We start from the raw sequence: 18,627 nt of genomic DNA, 5'->3' as shown, positions 1-18,627 counted from the left end.
GTTTTGTAATGGTTTTATTTACCAAGGCTTTGCATTTATTTTTGAAGGTGTTTTGTTTAGTTAAATAATTCTTAAAATCAATTTCTTTTCATTTGGTTTTATTTGATATTTTTACAAGAACTAATCTGCTAAAAACACAATACATGAAACCATCCTTTACTCTTTTATTTTTTGGAATTTTTATATTAAGTACTATTACTACAAATGCACAGATTAGTACAGGTGCAGGTGGTGCAGGAAGTATCTTACCAAACTCACCAACTTCTAATGTAAATTTAGGTATTGGTGTTGATAATCCGAAATCTAAACTTGAAATAGCAGGATTTCCAGCTATCAATACTACTTATACTTTTTTAGATAATGGAGATTCTTTTGATAAAAGTAGATTGTTGAATATTGGAACTTTAAGAGAAAATTCTACATCAACAAATGGTGCTAGATTATTAACTTTTTATGATGTACCTCCTTCTAATATTTTGCCTTATGCCCAAACTATGCTAGCAATTGAAGATAGAAATGATGCTAATAGATTGAGACATAGTGCAAAAGCCAATGGAGATAGTTCATTCAAACTTAGTGATAGGAATCAAAAACTTGTTTTAGAACTATATGAAAATGATGAAGCTGGAATCTTAACCTTGAATAAACCAGATTCCTACTTTACAATTGGAGGTATGCAAACTTGGCCAGTACCTTATAGACTTATGGTGAAAAATGGCGCTTCAAAATTTGAAGGAGCTGTATATGTTGATACAAATTTAGGCATCGGAACTTCAAATTTTGTAGATGGAGCTGATACCTATAGGCTCTCAGTAAAAGGAAAAATAAGAGCCGAGGAAGTAAAAGTTTATAATACTTGGGCAGATTATGTTTTTAGAAAAGACTATAAATTACTTAATTTAAAAGAAGTTGAAAAATATATAGCTGAAAATGGTCATTTGCCCAATGTTCCTTCTGCTAAAGAAATTACAGAAAAAGGTTTAGAGCTTGGGGAAATGGCAAAAATTCAACAAGAAAAAATAGAAGAACTGACCCTTTATTTAATTCAGCAAAATAAAGAGAATGAACAATTGAATAAAGATATTCAGGAACTAAAAGCACAGATGAAAATTTTATTAGATAAAAAATGTCAAAATTAAAATATCTTATTAAGAGATACATGCCTGAAAAAATATGGATTTCTTTTATTAAGATTTATAATTTGACAAATTTAAGGGATTTATACAATTGGTATTTAATTAAAGAAGCACCTCATAGGCATAGAAAAGCACTAGAAGCTGTTAGAAAAAAAGAAAAGATTAAAGTTGCTTTCTTTTTAATTCATGAATCTGTTTGGAAATACGATGTGTTATTTGATTTAATGTTGCAGCATCCGAGATTTGAACCTCTACTATTTGTTTGTCCTGTTGTAAATTTTGGTGAGGGAAACATGGTTTTCGAAATGAATAAATCTTTTGAAGCATTTAAAAAGAAAGGATATGATGTTATTAAAACCTTTGATAGTACTATAGGGGAATACTTAGATGTAAAAAAGGTATTTTCGCCTGATATTATTTTTTTTACCAATCCGTATGATGGTTTAGTAGATTATAGATATAATATAAAGATGTTTCCAAATACTTTAACTTGTTATGTGCCTTATAGTATCCCAACGGTTAATTATGAGTTTACCTATAATTTAGATTTTCACAACTTGGTTTGGAAAATTTTTTCGGAAACAGAGATCCATCAAAAAATGGCATCCAAAAAGCAAAGAAATAAAGGAATAAATAGAATCGTAACAGGTTATCCAGCATTTGATCCGCTTTTAATTAATAAAAAAACCAAGGACGTTTGGAAAAATAAAACCTCAATTTTAAAAAAAGTTATTTGGTCGCCACATCATTTAATGAACGAATTAAACAAAGTGTCTAATTTTTTAGAGTATTATGATTTCTTTTTAGAATTAGCCATTAATTATAAAGATAAATTACAAATTGCATTCAATCCACATCCTTTACTAAGGGTTAAATTAGAAAACGACTCAAATTGGGGTAAAGAAAAAACCGATCGCTACTTCAATAAATGGATAAATCTTGAAAATGGCCAGTTTGGAGATGGTTATTACATCGATCTTTTTTTAACCTCAGATGCACTTATTCACGACAGTGGTTCTTTTATGGCAGAATACCTTATTACGGGTAAGCCATCACTCTTTATGATCAGAGATGAATCCGTTATGGACTATTGGAATACTTTTGGAGAAAAAGCAATCGGAGCACATTATCAATCTAGAAACAAAGAGCAAGTTATAGATTTTATTGAAAATGTTGTGCTGAATGAAAACGATTGTATGAAAGAGCAGCGTAATAATTTTGTGCAAAATAATCTGATTACAGAAAACAAACAGACTGCCTCCCAAAATATTTTGGAGTATTTAGAGAATCAAATCTTTAAATGATTTTTGATTGTTTTTAAGTTTAGGATTTTACTTATCATTAGCAATGAGTAAAATGATATTTTTATTAAACAAATTAAATACTTAATAAATGCACAAGATCTCTTTAAAGTCAATGGCTACTACAGGAATTATTTGGTCAGCTGTAGATAAATTTGCTGCTCAGTTCGGTCAATTTGTTGTAGGTATAATACTTGCACGCATTTTATTGCCTGAAGATTTTGGTTTAATAGGGATGCTAACTATTTTTATAGCGCTATCACAGACTTTTATCGAAAGCGGATTAGGAGTAGCTTTAATTCAACGTCAAAATAGATCTAAAGTTGATTTTTCGACCCTATTTGTATTTAATTTAGTTATAAGTAGTTTTTTTTATTTGGTATTATTTTTATCAGCACCTTTTATATCTTCTTTTTTTAAGCAACCTCAATTAATTGATTTGATAAGAATCTTAGGTTTGGTTTTGTTTTTAAATGCTTTTGCAATAGTTCAACGAACTAAACTGACAATTGAGATTGATTTCAAATCCATTGCAAAAAGTAATGTTATTGGAATGATTACTGGCGGATTGTGTGGAGTAGTGGCTGCAATGAATGGATATGGAGTTTGGTCATTAGTTATTCAAATGCTTATTGGGGCTTTTAGCTCATCTTTATCTTTTTGGTTTTTAGGTAATTGGGTGCCTTCTGTTACTTTTTCAAAAACGGCATTTAAATCTTTATTTGGTTATGGATCAAAATTATTAATAGCTGGTTTGTATGCCCAAGTTCTTAATAATATATATAACATTTGTTTAGGTAAGTTTTATCCAATTGCTTCACTAGGCTATTATACAAGAGCAAAGAATTTGGCAGATTTATCATCAGGAACTATAGCCAGCATCTTACAACAAGCCACTTTTCCGGTTCTTGCATCTTTACAAAATGATAAAGAAAAACTAGTTTCTGTTTACAGTCGTATGATCCGAATGTCAGCTTTTTTTATTATTCCTTTAATGACTCTGATTGCTTTGCTGGCAAAACCTATCGTTATATTATTATTTACAGAGAAATGGGTTTCTCTAATTCCACTTTTACAATGGATGGTTTTTGCTCGTGTTTTTTTTCCTATGAGTGCAATTAATATGAATTTATTAAATGCAATTGGTCGATCAGATTTATTTTTGAAAGTTGATCTGTCTAAATTGCCTTTGACCATCATAGCAATGATAATTACAATTCCATTAGGTGTAAAATCAATTATTATTGGTCATGTTGTTACATCAACTGTGGCATTTATCATAAATGCATATTTGCCGGGTAAGTTTTATGGTTATGGAGTAATTAATCAGTTGAAAGACATGTTCCCCGTTTTTATGGCTACTGTAGGAATGGCTTTTGTCGTATTTGTAATGTCTAGTTTTGTAAAAAATTTAATTTTACAGTTATTCTTTGGAGTTCTATTTGGGACAGTAACTTATTTATTTATTTGTTGGTTGCTAAAATTAGATGAGTTAGTAGAACTTAAAAAGTTGCTTTTAAAGTTTAAGAAAGATGGTGTTGTAAAGAATTAATTTTTGAATATAAAACATATTTTTTTGTCTTCAAGATGCTATTATTCCATTTGGATTTTCAATTAAATATGATAATTCATTTAATAAATAATCGACATTTGGAATAGCACACGAAAACTCTCTACATTAAGTTGTAGTGTTTAATTAGTTAATTTTTAGTATTTATGGTTGTGATAAAAGTTAGTATTTTTTAAAATTTGTTCTCAGAAACAGCCAGAATCTTAAGCCTATATTTTTGTAAAATGATTTATAATCTTTGAATTTAAAAGTGTGAACTATTTCATGATGTACTCTTTTTTGAATAGCAAGATCTTCTTTTTTGTTTCGATTTAATCGGATGGCTTTTTTTAGAATTAAATAAGTAGATAAGTTCATTTTTTTGAATCTTGATTTTCGACTGTCATAAAAGTTAGTAGTTAATGAATTATCGGAAATTCTTTTTTTAATTAAAACGTCATCTATAAAATCAAATTCATACAAACGTGCTGAGCGTATCCAAAAATCTAAATCTTCATAAGCAAGTGTTTCATCGTAACCTTTTAATGAATCGTAAACTGATTTTTTAGTCATTGCAGAAACGGAACAAATACTTTTTCCGTCAGAAAGAATGTATAAATAAATATCACCAGTGTGTTTTTTTTTGATAATTTTTCCAGTATCATCAGTAGGGAAGTAGTATGAATCAAATTCGCTTTTTTCTGTAATCAATTCTGCATTCCCATAAACAATTCCAAGATTTTTAAAAGAACTTTCTCGAAAGGTTTTTATTTGCAACGAAATACAGTTTGAAACTAAAACATCGTCAGCAGCCAAATCAATAATATATTCTCCTTTGGCTAGTTTTAGTGCTTTATTAAAAGATTTAGTGTTTCCTAAATTAGTTTTATTAATAATGAATTGAGCTTTAGGATAATCCAAAAGCCATTCGTTAATTATATCTTTAGAATTATCAGTACTACAATCATCTACAATTATCAATTCAATGAATGGATAATCTTGGTAGATAACAGAGAATAAACTCTCCATGATAAATTTTTCATGATTGTAGCATAGGCAAATAATTGTTACTAATGATTTATTTTGCATTTTGTTTTTAAAGAGTTATATATTTGATACGAAAATAAGAAATCAATAATGGTAGTGACTAACAAAAAATAAATTTTATGAATGTAGTTATGATTAATTTTCCAAAAATTGAAAACATCTTAGGTAACATTGCGGTTATAGAAAATGAAACTATTCGTTTTGAAATCAAAAGAGTCTATTATTTATATGATATTCCAAGTTCTTCTATAAGAGGGGGACATTCTCATAAAAAACTACAACAAGTTTTAATCGCAATTTCAGGAAGTTTTGATGTTGTTTTAAAAGATGGTAAAACTGAAAAAAAAGTCACTTTAAATAAGCCTGATATAGGTTTGTTGATTGAAAATAATATATGGCGTGAACTCGAAAATTTTTCATCAGGTGCAGTTTGCCTTGTCTTAGCTTCTGAAGTTTATGATGAGAATGATTATTTACGGAATTACAATGAATTTTTGAAATCAAAAAAATGAAATTACTATATATAACACAAAGGGCAAATGAGGAAGGAGGAGTGCAAAGAGTACTTGCTGTAAAAACCAATTATTTAATTGAGAAATTTAATTATGAGGTTTATATTATCACTCAGAATAAAGGAAATGAAAAGCTTTTTTTTGAATTCAATCATCAAATTAAATTTTATGACATTCTATTGAAAAGCAATAAAGTTTCCAATTTGCTTCGATATAAAGTTGAGCTGCAGAAGTATATCAGAATAATACAACCTGATTGTATTATTGTTTGTGATTTTGCATTAAAATCATTTTCCATTCCATTACTAGTAAACACAAAAGTTCCTATCGTCTTTGAGGTACACGGCTCTAGATTTAATGAATATAGAAAGTCTCATTTTTTTGGACTTAGTAATAAATTCAAATATAGATATAGGAATTATTGTGCTTCTCATTTTTTGTATTTTGTGGCGTTATCAGATGAAAGTCTGAATGAGTGGTCTGTTAAAAATAGTGTTGTAATTTCTAATCCGTTATGGGTTGGAATAAATCTTTTTTCAGATTTAAACGCAAAAAAGGTTATTGCGGTCGCAAGGCACTCATATGAAAAAGGAATTGATAGATTATTGGAAATATGGGAAATAGTTATGCAAAAACACCCTGATTGGATATTGGAAATTTATGGAAAACAAAATGAGGATTTAGCATTACAAAACTTAGCAAAAAAATTGAAGATTGAAAAAAATGTAGTTTTCCTTAATCCAGTTAAAAGTATACAACAAAAATATAATGAAGCATCAATTTTAGTAATGACCTCTAGGAATGAAGCATTGCCAATGGTTCTAATTGAAGCTATGGCTTGTGGTTTGCCTAGTATAGCTTACGATTGTCCTGTTGGGCCAAGAGCAATTATACAAAATAATGAAAACGGATTCCTTATAGAAGATGGAAATAAAGATTCTTTTGTTGATAAATTATGTCTTTTAATAGAAGATAAGAATTTAAGGATAAAAATGGGTAAAAAAGCAATAAAGAGTATAGAGAAGTATGATTTAGACACTATTATGAATCAATGGAAGGTTTTACTTGATTCAGTTGTTAGGTCTTGATTTATAATTTGGTAAAAACCCAACCGATATAAATCAAAGATAAAAAGTGAGGGGCTATCACTCAATAAGTTTTTCTTTAATGATGATTTAAAAAATAAAAATAAATTTCCATAAAATACAGAAAGTTTATATTTATCTATTATTTTATAATAATGCGAAAGCTTGACATATTCTACGTCGATAAGCTTTTTGTCGACTAGATATTTTAATCCACTTACAGATTCTTCCGATTTTTTTAAGAAAGCTTCACTACTTTCTATTCCTAGGTGATAAACTGGATTATCAATATGGATTATTTGTATGCTGTTTTGTTTTAACTCGAAAGAAAACAAAGTATCTTCATGTCGTAAATTTGGAATTTTTTCATTAAAACATACTTTCTTAAAGATTGATTTTGTGATCAAAAAGTTTAATGTCAATAAAGAAAGATATGGATTTTCTTGTCTTTTCTCAACTACTAATGCTTCTCTAGATTTTCCATAAACCCATCTTAGGATTTCAGATTCTATGGGGCTCTCTTTTTGATATTGAATTCCACCGTAAACTACTTTTTCTTCGTTATTTACTTGAAGAATATAATTAGAGATAAAATTGGAATGAATTGGTAATGTATCAGCATCTAGAAAAAGAAGGTTTTCAAAATGAGCTTTTTGAGCTAATAAATTTCGAATAGCACTACGTCCTATGTTATGTTTCAAAACAGTATAAGAAGTATTCTTTAATTGGTTTATTTCGGTATTTTTAATTAAGTATTGATTAGATCCGTCATCCTGACAAATAATCTCAAACTCAATTTCAGATTTTAAACATTGCCTATGTAACTCATTGACAAGAGGACAAATATTGTAATTATATACTGGAATAAGAATAGAAAGCATTAATTGTCGTTTTTTAAAATATATTTGTAAAGAAAATACTTTTTATTAAAAAAATCTCCTTGTTAATAAAAATGATATCAAGTTTGTATAAAAGTAAAACACTGAAAATGAATTTAAGATCTGTTTATTATTTTATTTCCCCAAAATCAAGACTTGTTGCACGAAAAATATATTACTCACCTTTTGATCTGTTTAATTCATTAAGTGGACGTAAAAATAAAATGGTTCCAAATAAAGGAGACATTTTTATAGGTTCAGGAGACTTTGTAGAGCAAGGGAAACATCATCTTAAGCTTTTAACAGAATATGCAAAGCTAAAACCAAATCATTCTGTTCTTGACGTTGGTTGCGGTATTGGTAGAGTAGCTGTTCCACTTACTAACTATTTATTAGATGATAGTAGATACGAGGGATTTGATTTGGTTAAGAAAGGCATTAATTGGTGTAAAAATAATATAACGATCAACTTTCCTAATTTCAGTTTTCAGCATATCCCTTTAAACAACGATTTGTATAGTTTAACAAATCAAAAAGCTGAAAATTTCACGTATCCTTATCCGGATAACTCTTTTGATATTGTATTTTTATTTTCAGTTTTCACCCATATGCAGCCATTAGAGGTTCAAAATTATCTTAATGAAATTTATAGAGTATTAAAGCCTGGTGGAAGATGTTTAGCTACATTTTTTGTTTATGATGAAATTAATGAGAGTATAATCTCAAACAATAACGGAACTTATATTTTTCCATATAAAAACGAAGGGTATAGATTGATGAATGAAAAAGTGCCATCAGCGAATATCGCTTTTAACGAAGAGTATTTATATAAAATGGCAGAGCTAAGTAAATTAAAAATTGAAAATAAAATATACGGAACTTGGTCCAAAAGAGGAGATAAGTCTCTATTAGATTTTCAAGATATTTTAGTTTTTGAAAAATAATTTAAAAGTATATTACACTGTTCTCTGAACTACTTCAAAAATTCTAGCATCTTCACATTTTAATGTTTTTGAAGGGAATTTCATCAATAATGCATAATCGTGTGTTGCCATGATAATAGTTTTTCCAAGTGCATTGATACTTCTTAAAACTTCAAGAACTTCAGAGCTTGTCTGAGGATCTAAGTTTCCAGTAGGTTCATCAGCAAGGATAAATTCAGGATCGTTTAGTAGAGCTCTTGCAATTGCAACACGTTGTTGCTCTCCCCCAGAAAGTTGATGAGGCATTTTTTGAGTAAATTCTTTCATGCCAACTTTATCAAGAACTTCATCGATTTTACGTTCCATTCCTTCTTTATCAACCCATCCCGTTGCTTTAAGTACAAAAAGCATATTGTCTTGTACAGTTCTGTCCGGAAGTAATTTAAAATCTTGAAACACAATTCCGATTTTACGTCTCAAATAAGGAATATCATTTTCTTTTAGAGTAGCCAAATCAAAATCAACAATATGACCTTCACCTTCTGTTAATGGTAAGTCGCCATATAAAGTTTTCATGAAACTACTTTTTCCAGAACCTGTTTTTCCGATGATATAAATAAACTCGCCATGTTTTACTTCTAAATTTACATGAGATAAAATATTTTTTCCTTCTTGATAAATAGCTACATCTTTAAGAGACAGTACGGTTTGTGACATGATAAAATTGATTTGAATGGTAAAAGTAATAAGTTAACAGCTGTATTCAAAATAAAATTCCCTCATTTAAAGAAATAGTCACTTATATGTCATTATTTAATACTATAAGTGTGTGGTTGTTGGTTTTTTTATGTGTGTTAAATCATGATAGTTGTATTTTTATTTATAATAAATACCAAAAGCATTTCGTTATACCCAGTAGAAAATGATACATTTGAAAATTAAATTAAAATCACAATGCACAAACTTTCACGGTTAATTTTTATACTAGTTTTTCTTTTATCGATTAAGGTTTCGGCACAAAAGTCGGCGATTTATACCTATGATTTAAGGGATTTTGACAAAGCAGTTTCTTTATATAACGATAAACAATATGCATCGGCTCAGATTATTTTCGAAAAAGTAAAAGAAAAAGATACGAGAGAAGAAGTAAAGGCCGACTGTACTTATTATATTGCTAATTGCGCTATAAGAACCAATCAGCCAAATGCTGATGAGCTTATGGAGCGTTTTGTTGAGGATTATCCAATAAGCACCAAACAAAATCAAGCATATATAGAAGTAGCGCATTATTTTTTTGATCAGGCAAACTATCCCAAAGCATTGCAGTGGTTTGATCGTGTAGATGAAAACTATATGAGCAAGAGTGATTTAGATAAATTTAACTTCCAGAAAGGATACAGTTACTTTAATTCTAAAAAGAAAAAAGAAGCGACAACTTATTTTAATAAGGTCGTAAATTCTCCTGAATATGGTTCTCAAGCCAAGTATTATTTAGGATTTATGGCTTATGAAGGAGATGATTATAAAGAAGCAACCAAATATTTTGATGAGGTTTCAGGTGAAGAAAAATACAAAGAGAAGCTTTCGTATTATCAGGCTGACATGAATTTTAAATTAGGGAATTTCCAAAAAGCAATTGATTTAGGACAAAAAGCAATGCCAAAATCAAATGAAATCGAAAAGTCAGAATTGAATAAGATTATCGGAGAGAGCTATTTTAATTTAAAAGTATATGACAAGGCAATTCCATTTTTAGTACAATATAAAGGTAAAAAAGGGAAATGGAATAACACAGATTTCTATCAATTAGGATATGCTTATTATCAGCAAAAAGAGTATGAAAATGCTATTTCACAATTTAATAAGATTATTGAAGGAAAAGATTTTGTGGCGCAAAATGCCTATTATCATTTAGGACAGAGTTATTTAAATACTGATAAAAAACAACAAGCCTTAAATGCATTTAAGAATGCTGCTGAAATGGATTATGATAAGGCAATCCAGGAAGATGCAAGTTTAAATTATGCAAAGCTGAGTTATGAAATAGGGAATTCATACCAAAATGTACCAGTAGTATTACTTGATTTCTTAAAGAAATACCCAAATAATTCCAGTAAATCAGAAGTAGAGAAGTTATTGATAGATTCTTATATTTCGTCTAAAAACTACAGTGAAGCTTTAAGTTTATTAGAAAAAAACAAATCTCCAGAGAATAGATTAGCTTATCAAAAAGTGCTTTTTTACAGAGGTTTAGAATTGTATAATGATAATAATTATCAAGAAGCTTCTAAGATGTTTGTGAAATCTCTTAACGAACAAAAAAGTCCTGAGTTTACGGCTCGTGCTACTTTCTGGAAAGGAGAAACAGAGTATCTTACTGATGATTTTAAAAATGCTTTAATCAGTTACAAACAATTTGCAGGTTTGGCTGCTGCCAAAGCAACTCCAGAGTTTAAAAATGTTAATTACAATATTGCTTACACCTATTTTAAGTTAAAGGAATATGAGAATGCAGGTAATTCATTTCAGGCTCAAATTGATAATTCAAAAGAGGATACTTCAAGATTGCATGATTCATATTTAAGATTAGCCGATTGTCGATTTGTAACATCTAAGTATGCATTGGCAATGGAAGCTTATACTAAAGTTATGAGTTTTAAAGGAGTTGATGCTGATTATGCTTATTTTCAGAAAGCCATTTGTTATGGTTTTATGAATAAAAATGACAAAAAAATCGAAGAGCTTAATGGGTTTCTTCAGATGTATAAAAAATCAGAATATCGTGATGACGCCATGTTTGAGTTAGCAAATACATACGCTGCAGTGGAAAAACAAGAATTGGCAATTAAAATGTATGATCAATTGGTTGCTGAGTTCAAAAACGGAGCTTTCACAGCAAAGTCTATTTTACGTGAAGGATTAATTTATTATAACTCAGATAGAGATCAATTGGCTTTGACAAAATTTAAAAAAGTAGCAGCCGATTTCCCTAGAACACCAGAGGCTCTTGAAGCAGTTTCTACAGCGAGATTAATTTATGTTGATAGCGGAAAAGTAGATGAATATGCAACTTGGGTACGTACGTTGGATTTCGTAGCAGTTACAGATGCTGATTTGGATAACGATACTTTTGAAGGGGCTATAAAACAATATGAGCAAAATAATAACAAGCAAGCGATTATAGGTTTCAGTAACTATGTGAGCAAATTTCCAAAAGGAATACATGCACTGGAAGCGAATTTTAAATTAGCACAAGCATATACAACAGAAGGCTCAGAAACTAAATCGATTCCTAATTATCAATATGTAATCGAACAGCCTCGTAGTGAATATACAGAGCAATCTTTGATGCGATTGGCTCAGATATTCTTAAAAGCTAAAGATTGTGATAAAGCAATTCCTGTTTTGGCTCGTATAGAAAACGAAGGTGATTCTTCTCAGAATAAAACATTTGCACAAGCGAACCTAATGAAATGTTATTATGATAAAAACGATTATAGTAACTCAGTTGTGTATGCAGAAAAAGTATTGCAAAATCCTAAAACAGATGAAAATGTAAAAAGTGATGCACAAATTATTGTGGCAAGAGCAGCAATTAAATCTGGTGATGAAGATAAGGCTAAAACAGCTTATGCAAAATTAGCTACAACATCTAAAGGGGAGCTGGCAGCAGAATCATTGTATTATGATGCTTATTTTAAAAATAAAGAAAACAAGTACGATGCTTCAAATGCAGCAGTGCAAAAATTAGCCAAAAACTATTCATCATTTAAATATTTTGGAGCAAAAGGATTGGTATTAATGGCAAAAAATTTCTATGGTTTAAAAGATAGTTATCAGGCGACTTATATTTTAGAGAATGTAATTCAGAATTTCACAGCTTATCCAGATGTCGTTTCTGAAGCTGAAAAAGAATTAAGTGCTATTAAAGCAGAAGAATCTAAAACCAATTCATCGATTACAAAGTAGAAAATACAGTAAAAAGAGTATAGATGATAGAGTCAAGACATCACAGATAAGTCTATTTTCTTTATCCTTTGCTCTCAAAAAAATAAAATATGAAAATCAATTTCCAAAATAAACATATCGCTTTTCTTTTACTGCTAACTTCCCAGTTGACTTTGGCACAAAAAAAAGATGAAACAAAAAAGAAAGAAGAAACAATTGGTACCGAAGAAGTAAATGTAGTAAAGGCATATTTACCTACAATTTCAGATGCTTTTAAGGTAAAAGAAATTCCTTCATTAAATGATGAAGGAAACGCTCCTAAAGAAACGATCAAATACACCATTTTTTCTTTTCCGGTAGCTTCGACTTTTACGCCTTCAAAAGGAAATGCCCAAGGGGTAGATAAAGCTAAAAAAGAGCATTTGTTTACTAATTATGCAACCGCAGGAGTTGGTAACTACGGTAATTTAAATGCCGAATTATTTGTTGCGCAGGAATTAGGAAACAATGACTATGTAGCAGGGATGTTTAAGCATCAATCATCGCAAGGAGGAATAAAAGGAATAGATCTTAATGATAAGTTTTATGATACTTCATTAGATTTAATCTATGGAGTGAAAAATAGAGATATGTCCTGGAGTATTGATTTAGGATATCAAAATCAGATTTATAATTGGTATGGTTTGCCAGTTGATTTTGGTTCAACTTTGACTCCACAGGATCGCGGAATGTTAATTAGTAGTATAAGTCCAAAGCATTCATATAACGGAATTAATCTTGGTGGGAATATTGACTTCAGTGATGGGATTTTTACCAAAGCGACTATGAAATACAGTCATTTTTCGGATGGTTTAAAATCTTCTGAAAACAGATTTTACATAAAGCCATCTTTTAAAGTCGAAATAATGGATCAGTCTATAAATACAGATGTAATTGTAGATTATGTAGGAGGAAGTTTTGAGAATAATTACGAGAAAACAAATTTGCAACCTATAAAATATGGCTTTACAAATTTTGGATTATCGCCAAGTTTTGTAATGCAGCAAGATGATTGGACACTGAATTTAGGTGCTAAATTATTCTATAGCTTAGATAATGAAAATAGTAATAGTAAAATTTTAGTGTATCCAAATGTGACTGCTTCGTACAAGGTGGTTGGAGATTTAATGATTTTTTATGCTGGAGCGGAAGGGAATTTAGAACAAAATACTTATATGGATTTTGTAGATCAAAACCCATTTTTATCTCCAACACTAAATATTAATCCGACTGATAAACAATTTGATATTTTTGCAGGTCTAAAAGGAAAATTAGCTAATAATGTAAGTTATAAAGTTCAAGGGTCGTATGTAAACGAAAGAAACAAAGCTTTATTTAAGAGTAATAACTATACGGAAGACATAGCTAACGAAAATTACGCTTTCGGAAATTCATTTCAAGTTGTGTATGATAATATGACAACAATGCGTTTTTATGGAGAGTTAAAAGCTGATTTCTCAGAGAATGTTTCTTTCGGAATCAACGGAACTTTTAATAGTTATAGTAATGATCACCAAAGTGAAGCTTGGAATTTACCAACAATGAAATTAAGCACAAGTTTAGATTTTAATGTTACTAAGCAATGGTATGCAGGGTTTAATTTGTTTTATGTAGGCGAAAGAAAAGATGAGCAGTTTAATGTCAATTTAGCGACAAATTCAACTCCAGTTACATTAAAAAGCTATTTCGATTTAAATGCACATGTAGGATATAAATATAGCGATAGATTAACTTTTTATTTAAAAGCAAATAATATTACAAATCAGGCATATCAAAAATGGTTGAATTACCCAGTTCAAGGTTTTCAGATTATGGCTGGAGCAAACTATAAATTTGATTTTTAAGAAGACTTAACCGCGAATTCCGTAAAGATTTACGAAAGTTTTATAAATATTTTAGCCTTACATTCAGGAATGAATTTATTTTATTCCTGAATGTAAGGCTAAGTTTTTTTAAATATATTAATTTGCGACCTTTGCGTAAATATTTACGCATTTAGCGTTAAAAAAATCTCAGAACCTTAGTGACTCAGTAACTCAGAACCTTAAAATAAATGACTTTCAAACAAAAAATACATACCTATTATTTACAAATGGTTCAGGATCGAATAGATGTTTTTAAAGACATGATTTTGGCATTGACTGAAGATTCTAAAAATGATGCTAAAGGCTCAGCAGGTGATAAGCACGAAACAGCTTTGTCAATGATGCATATTGAGCAGGAAAAGCTAACTAATAAATTAAAAGAAGCAATTGCTCAAAAAGCAATTCTGGATAGAATAGATGCTGAGTTTATTTCTTCGACTATTATTATTGGGAGTTTAGTTCGAGCAAATGGTATTTATTTGTATTTGAGTGTAGCTTTGCCAAAAATTACTATCGATGGAATTAATGTGATTGCATTATCGCCACAGTCTCCATTAGGAACCCATTTAATAGGTAATACCGTTGGCTTTAAATTTGAAATTAATAAAACACATTATACTATCGAAAGTGTTTCATAAAAAGCTCTTTTCTTTCATTTTTAAACTAAAATTAAGTAAAGAATTTAAAATTATAACTGCAATGCCGTTTTTTACTTCTTGATTGTTTTGTTTTTATTGTAAATCATCACTTTTAGTTACATATTATAACTGAAATGGCTATATGTGTTTTGTATTTGTAACTGTTATTGCATATTTGCCTTATCAAAATGAATAAAAATATAAAAATATATAGTTATGTGTGGAATAGTATGTGCTTTTGATCTAAAACAAAAAGCTGAAACCTTAAGACCTCAAGTATTAGAAATGTCTAAAATCATTCGTCACCGCGGACCAGATTGGAGTGGTATTTATAGTAATGATAAGGCGATTTTGTCGCATGAGCGTTTGGCAATTGTAGATCCAGCTTCAGGAAAACAGCCTTTGTTTACAGAAGATAAGAAATTAGTTTTGGCTGCAAACGGTGAAATTTACAACCACAGAGAATTACGTAAACAATTTGAAGGGAAATATAACTTTCAAACAGAAAGTGATTGCGAAGTTATCTTAGCACTTTATAAAGAAAAAGGACCTCATTTTTTAGATGAAATGAATGGTATTTTCGGATTTGCAATATATGATGTAGAAAAAGATGAGTATTTTATTGCTCGTGATCATATGGGAATTATTCCGTTATATATTGGATGGGATCAGGATGGGACTTTTTATGTAGCTTCAGAATTGAAAGCTTTAGAAGGATATTGTACAAAAATACAGTTGTTTCCTCCAGGACATTATATGACAAGTAAAGATGGCGAATTTGTTCAATGGTACAAAAGAGATTGGATGGAGTATGATGCGGTAAAAGATAACCAAACAAGTATTCCTGAAATTAAAAAAGCACTAGAAGCAGCTGTTCACAGACAATTAATGAGTGATGTGCCTTATGGAGTTTTGCTTTCTGGAGGTTTAGATTCTTCTATAACATCGGCTGTAGCTAAAAAATATGCTCAAAAACGTATAGAGTCTGATGATACAACAGATGCTTGGTATCCGCAATTACACTCTTTTTCGGTAGGATTAGAGGGTTCGCCAGATTTAGCTGCGGCTCAAATAGTAGCAAAACATATCGGGACAATTCACCACGAAATTAAATTCACCATTCAAGAAGGTTTAGATGCAGTTCGCGATGTAATTTATAACCTAGAAACGTATGATGTGACTACAGTTAGAGCATCAACTCCAATGTGGTTAATGGCAAGAGTTATTAAGTCAATGGGGATTAAAATGGTATTGTCTGGAGAAGGTGCAGATGAGTTATTTGGAGGGTATTTATACTTCCATAAAGCACCAAATGCGAAAGAGTTTCATGAAGAAAACGTTCGTAAATTAGGTAAATTACATATGTACGACTGTTTACGTGCAAACAAAAGTTTAGCAGCTTGGGGAATTGAAGGGCGTGTACCGTTCTTAGATAAAGAATTCATGGATATAGCTATGCGTATTAATCCACAAGATAAAATGATCAATAAAGAACATCCTATGGAAAAATGGGTAGTTCGTAAAGCTTTTGAAGATATGTTGCCAGAAAGTGTTGCTTGGAGACAAAAAGAGCAGTTCTCTGATGGAGTAGGATACAGCTGGATTGATACTTTGAAAGAAGTGGTAGCAAAAGAAGTTTCGGATGAACAATTAGCGAATGCAAAATATAAATTCCCTTTGCAGACACCAACTTCTAAAGAAGAATATTACTACCGTTCTATTTTTGCAGAACATTTTCCGAGTGATGCTGCCGCTTTATGTGTGCCTCAGGAAGCAAGTGTGGCTTGTAGTACAAAAATTGCATTAGAATGGGACGAGGCATTTAAAAATATGAATGATCCTTCAGGTAGAGCTGTTGCAAGTGTTCATGATGATGCTTACGCTAAAGCATAAAAACAATAATTGTTTCTGTTTGGAATAATACAAAAGAAAGCGCCCTCAATTTTGAGGACGTTTTCTTTGTGAATATAAAAACTATTGATTCAGTGGGTTGAAAAGAAATTTTAACCATATTTGTTATCGCAAAATTTTAAAAGTATTAAAAATATATAGTTATGTGTGGAATATTAGCCATTATTGGAAAAGGAAAAGACCCGCAACTTGTAAAAGAACTTTCAGAAAGAATGTCACATCGCGGTCCAGATGAAAGTGATTTGCATATAATGGAAAAAGGGCATATCATGAGTCATGAACGTCTATCGATTATAGATTTGCATTCAGGAAAACAACCTATTCAAGGAACATCTTCTGCTTGGATGGTTCATAATGGCGAAATATACAATCATCAGGAATTACGAAATGGTATTTTGAAAGGACATACTTTTAGAACAAAATCAGATTCAGAAGTAATTGTTCATTTATACGAAGAGTTTGGTTATGATTTTTGTAACATGCTTGATGGAGATTGGGCTTTTGTAGTGATTGATGGAGATGATTTTATTGCTGGAAGAGACCCTTTAGGGGTAAAACCTTTGTATTATGGTTTGGATGAAAGAGGAAGAATCTATTTTTCGTCAGAAATGAAACCTATTGCAGATCAGTGTAAATCGTTTTCTACATTTCCTCCAGGGCACTATTATACACCTAAAACTGGTTTTGTAAAATATTATCAACCAGAATATGAAGACTACTTAAAAGCAGATCAGAATTTAGATTTAGATTTAATCAGAGAGACTTTGACAGAAGCAACTCGTAAACGTTTAATGAGTGATGTGCCAATTGGGGTATTGCTTTCGGGAGGATTAGATTCATCTTTAACATCAGCAATAGCATCGAGATTATTGGCTGAAAGAGGGGAGAAGCTACATTCGTTTTCTATTGGATTAGATGAAAATGCACCAGATGCAAAGGCGGCTAAAAAAGTAGCAGCATTTTTAGGAACAGAACATCATGAAGTACATTTTACGATAGAACAGGGGATTGAGATTCTTGATAAATTGATTTGGCATCTAGAAACTTATGATGTAACATCAATTCGAGCAAGTACGCCAATGTATTTCTTGTCTAAAGCAATTGCAGATATGGGAATAAAAGTAGTGCTTTCGGGAGAAGGAGCAGATGAGATTTTCGGAGGATATTTGTATTTTAGAAATGCTCCGTCAGCTGAAGAATTTCAAAAAGAAACGATTGAAAGAGTTCAGAAATTATTCACTGCCGATTTATTAAGAGCAGATAAGTCAACAATGGCTCACGGATTAGAAGCGAGAGTTCCGTTTTTAGACAAAGCTTTCTTAGATGTGGCAGTTCGTGTTAAGCCAGAAGAAAAACAGCCTAAAACGTACGAAGGAAAAGAAAAATATATATTAAGAAAAGCTTTTGATACTCCAGAAGATCCATATTTGCCAGCAGAAGTATTGTGGAGGCAAAAAGAGCAGTTCTCAGATGGAGTAGGGTACAATTGGATTGATGAATTAATTGAATATTGTTCTTCAAAAGTTACAGACGAACAATTAGCTGGAGCGGTGGCAGAGTTTCCTTATAACTCACCAACGACCAAAGAAGCTTATTTTTACAGGTCGGTATTTCATAAATACTATCCACAGGTCAGTGCAGCGCAAACCGTTAGGAAATGGATTCCAAAATGGCAAGAAAACCAAGATCCAAGTGGTAGAGCAAATGCAGCTCACGTAAAAGCAGATATAGAAATTGCTAAATCGGGAGTTGTGGTTTAATAAAACGAGTTATATTTTGAGTTAGAAATAATAAG

The 18,627-nt window shown here is 30.6% G+C and carries 14 protein-coding genes; 11 read left to right on the top strand and 3 right to left on the bottom strand.

Annotation, left to right across the window (positions count from 1 at the left end):
* Window positions 1-143: 143 nt before the first annotated feature.
* The 3 genes from OIU80_RS01195 to OIU80_RS01185 all read left to right on the top strand — a co-directional run bounded on the left by OIU80_RS01195 (window position 144) and on the right by OIU80_RS01185 (window position 3,989).
* Window positions 144-1,139, top strand: coding sequence for a hypothetical protein (locus OIU80_RS01195; RefSeq protein ID WP_264285287.1), 996 nt, complete (start codon window positions 144-146; stop codon window positions 1,137-1,139).
* A complete protein-coding gene (locus OIU80_RS01190; protein WP_264285286.1) occupies window positions 1,127-2,440 on the top strand; it encodes a CDP-glycerol glycerophosphotransferase family protein in 1,314 nt (437 codons plus the stop codon). The genes OIU80_RS01195 and OIU80_RS01190 overlap by 13 nt, the downstream gene beginning before the upstream one ends.
* Before the next feature lie 88 nt (window positions 2,441-2,528).
* Entirely contained in the window at window positions 2,529-3,989 is a 1,461-nt protein-coding gene (locus tag OIU80_RS01185; RefSeq protein WP_264285285.1) for a lipopolysaccharide biosynthesis protein, read from the top strand.
* Between the two features lie 180 nt (window positions 3,990-4,169).
* Here OIU80_RS01185 and OIU80_RS01180 read toward each other — a convergent pair whose 3' ends face one another.
* A complete protein-coding gene (locus OIU80_RS01180; RefSeq protein ID WP_264285284.1) occupies window positions 4,170-5,075 on the bottom strand; it encodes a glycosyltransferase in 906 nt (301 codons plus the stop codon).
* Between the two features lie 77 nt (window positions 5,076-5,152).
* Here OIU80_RS01180 and OIU80_RS01175 point away from each other — a divergent pair, with 77 nt between their 5' ends.
* Window positions 5,153-5,545 (top strand): sugar 3,4-ketoisomerase, encoded by a 393-nt coding sequence (locus OIU80_RS01175; RefSeq protein ID WP_264285283.1) that lies wholly within the window; start codon window positions 5,153-5,155, stop codon window positions 5,543-5,545.
* Window positions 5,542-6,633 (top strand): glycosyltransferase family 4 protein, encoded by a 1,092-nt coding sequence (locus OIU80_RS01170; RefSeq protein WP_264285282.1) that lies wholly within the window; start codon window positions 5,542-5,544, stop codon window positions 6,631-6,633. The genes OIU80_RS01175 and OIU80_RS01170 overlap by 4 nt, the downstream gene beginning before the upstream one ends.
* Here the strand turns inward: OIU80_RS01170 and OIU80_RS01165 are convergent.
* Window positions 6,594-7,511 (bottom strand): glycosyltransferase family 2 protein, encoded by a 918-nt coding sequence (locus OIU80_RS01165; protein WP_264285281.1) that lies wholly within the window; start codon window positions 7,509-7,511, stop codon window positions 6,594-6,596. The two genes, OIU80_RS01170 and OIU80_RS01165, sit on opposite strands and share 40 nt — an antisense overlap.
* A gap of 107 nt (window positions 7,512-7,618) precedes the next feature.
* On the opposite strand from OIU80_RS01165, the gene OIU80_RS01160 reads away from it, so the two are divergent.
* Complete coding sequence (locus OIU80_RS01160; RefSeq protein WP_264285280.1) at window positions 7,619-8,452, top strand: class I SAM-dependent methyltransferase; 834 nt, start codon at window positions 7,619-7,621, stop codon at window positions 8,450-8,452.
* Window positions 8,453-8,464: 12 nt separating this feature from the next.
* On the opposite strand, the gene OIU80_RS01155 is transcribed toward OIU80_RS01160, so the two are convergent.
* Entirely contained in the window at window positions 8,465-9,148 is a 684-nt protein-coding gene (locus OIU80_RS01155) for a cell division ATP-binding protein FtsE (protein WP_230604841.1), read from the bottom strand.
* 237 nt (window positions 9,149-9,385) lie between these two features.
* On the opposite strand from OIU80_RS01155, the gene OIU80_RS01150 reads away from it, so the two are divergent.
* The 5 genes from OIU80_RS01150 to asnB (OIU80_RS01130) all read left to right on the top strand — a co-directional run bounded on the left by OIU80_RS01150 (window position 9,386) and on the right by asnB (OIU80_RS01130) (window position 18,592).
* Entirely contained in the window at window positions 9,386-12,400 is a 3,015-nt protein-coding gene (locus tag OIU80_RS01150; protein WP_264285279.1) for a tetratricopeptide repeat protein, read from the top strand.
* Window positions 12,401-12,489: 89 nt separating this feature from the next.
* Window positions 12,490-14,262 carry a TonB-dependent receptor gene (locus OIU80_RS01145; RefSeq protein ID WP_264285278.1) on the top strand — a complete coding sequence of 591 codons (1,773 nt, stop codon included), beginning with the start codon at window positions 12,490-12,492 and terminating at the stop codon, window positions 14,260-14,262.
* Between the two features lie 209 nt (window positions 14,263-14,471).
* Window positions 14,472-14,921 carry a hypothetical protein gene (locus tag OIU80_RS01140; RefSeq protein WP_264285277.1) on the top strand — a complete coding sequence of 150 codons (450 nt, stop codon included), beginning with the start codon at window positions 14,472-14,474 and terminating at the stop codon, window positions 14,919-14,921.
* A 216-nt stretch (window positions 14,922-15,137) separates the two neighbouring features.
* The gene (asnB, locus tag OIU80_RS01135) at window positions 15,138-16,814 is read left to right on the top strand and encodes an asparagine synthase B (protein ID WP_264285276.1); all 1,677 of its coding nucleotides are present in this window, start codon (window positions 15,138-15,140) and stop codon (window positions 16,812-16,814) included.
* 161 nt (window positions 16,815-16,975) lie between these two features.
* A complete protein-coding gene (gene asnB, locus OIU80_RS01130) occupies window positions 16,976-18,592 on the top strand; it encodes an asparagine synthase B (protein WP_264285275.1) in 1,617 nt (538 codons plus the stop codon).
* Window positions 18,593-18,627: the final 35 nt, after the last annotated feature.

Origin of the sequence: Flavobacterium frigoritolerans (assembly GCF_025847275.1) — a bacterium.
GTDB lineage: Bacteria > Bacteroidota > Bacteroidia > Flavobacteriales > Flavobacteriaceae > Flavobacterium > Flavobacterium frigoritolerans.
Note: the sequence above shows the minus strand (reverse complement) of the source record. Positions and strands in the feature narration are given on the sequence as shown.

Excerpts from the sequence above, each read along its gene's own strand:
- OIU80_RS01195 (WP_264285287.1), top strand. The coding sequence starts at position 144 with ATGAAACCATCCTTTACTCTTTTATTTTTTGGAATTTTTATATTAAGT.
- OIU80_RS01155 (WP_230604841.1), bottom strand. The coding sequence starts at position 9,148 with ATGTCACAAACCGTACTGTCTCTTAAAGATGTAGCTATTTATCAAGAA.
- OIU80_RS01185 (WP_264285285.1), top strand. The coding sequence starts at position 2,529 with ATGCACAAGATCTCTTTAAAGTCAATGGCTACTACAGGAATTATTTGG.
- OIU80_RS01145 (WP_264285278.1), top strand. The coding sequence starts at position 12,490 with ATGAAAATCAATTTCCAAAATAAACATATCGCTTTTCTTTTACTGCTA.
- OIU80_RS01140 (WP_264285277.1), top strand. The coding sequence starts at position 14,472 with ATGACTTTCAAACAAAAAATACATACCTATTATTTACAAATGGTTCAG.
- OIU80_RS01150 (WP_264285279.1), top strand. The coding sequence starts at position 9,386 with ATGCACAAACTTTCACGGTTAATTTTTATACTAGTTTTTCTTTTATCG.
- OIU80_RS01160 (WP_264285280.1), top strand. The coding sequence starts at position 7,619 with ATGAATTTAAGATCTGTTTATTATTTTATTTCCCCAAAATCAAGACTT.
- OIU80_RS01175 (WP_264285283.1), top strand. The coding sequence starts at position 5,153 with ATGAATGTAGTTATGATTAATTTTCCAAAAATTGAAAACATCTTAGGT.
- asnB (WP_264285276.1), top strand. The coding sequence starts at position 15,138 with ATGTGTGGAATAGTATGTGCTTTTGATCTAAAACAAAAAGCTGAAACC.
- OIU80_RS01190 (WP_264285286.1), top strand. The coding sequence starts at position 1,127 with ATGTCAAAATTAAAATATCTTATTAAGAGATACATGCCTGAAAAAATA.
- OIU80_RS01165 (WP_264285281.1), bottom strand. The coding sequence starts at position 7,511 with ATGCTTTCTATTCTTATTCCAGTATATAATTACAATATTTGTCCTCTT.
- asnB (WP_264285275.1), top strand. The coding sequence starts at position 16,976 with ATGTGTGGAATATTAGCCATTATTGGAAAAGGAAAAGACCCGCAACTT.
- OIU80_RS01180 (WP_264285284.1), bottom strand. The coding sequence starts at position 5,075 with ATGCAAAATAAATCATTAGTAACAATTATTTGCCTATGCTACAATCAT.
- OIU80_RS01170 (WP_264285282.1), top strand. The coding sequence starts at position 5,542 with ATGAAATTACTATATATAACACAAAGGGCAAATGAGGAAGGAGGAGTG.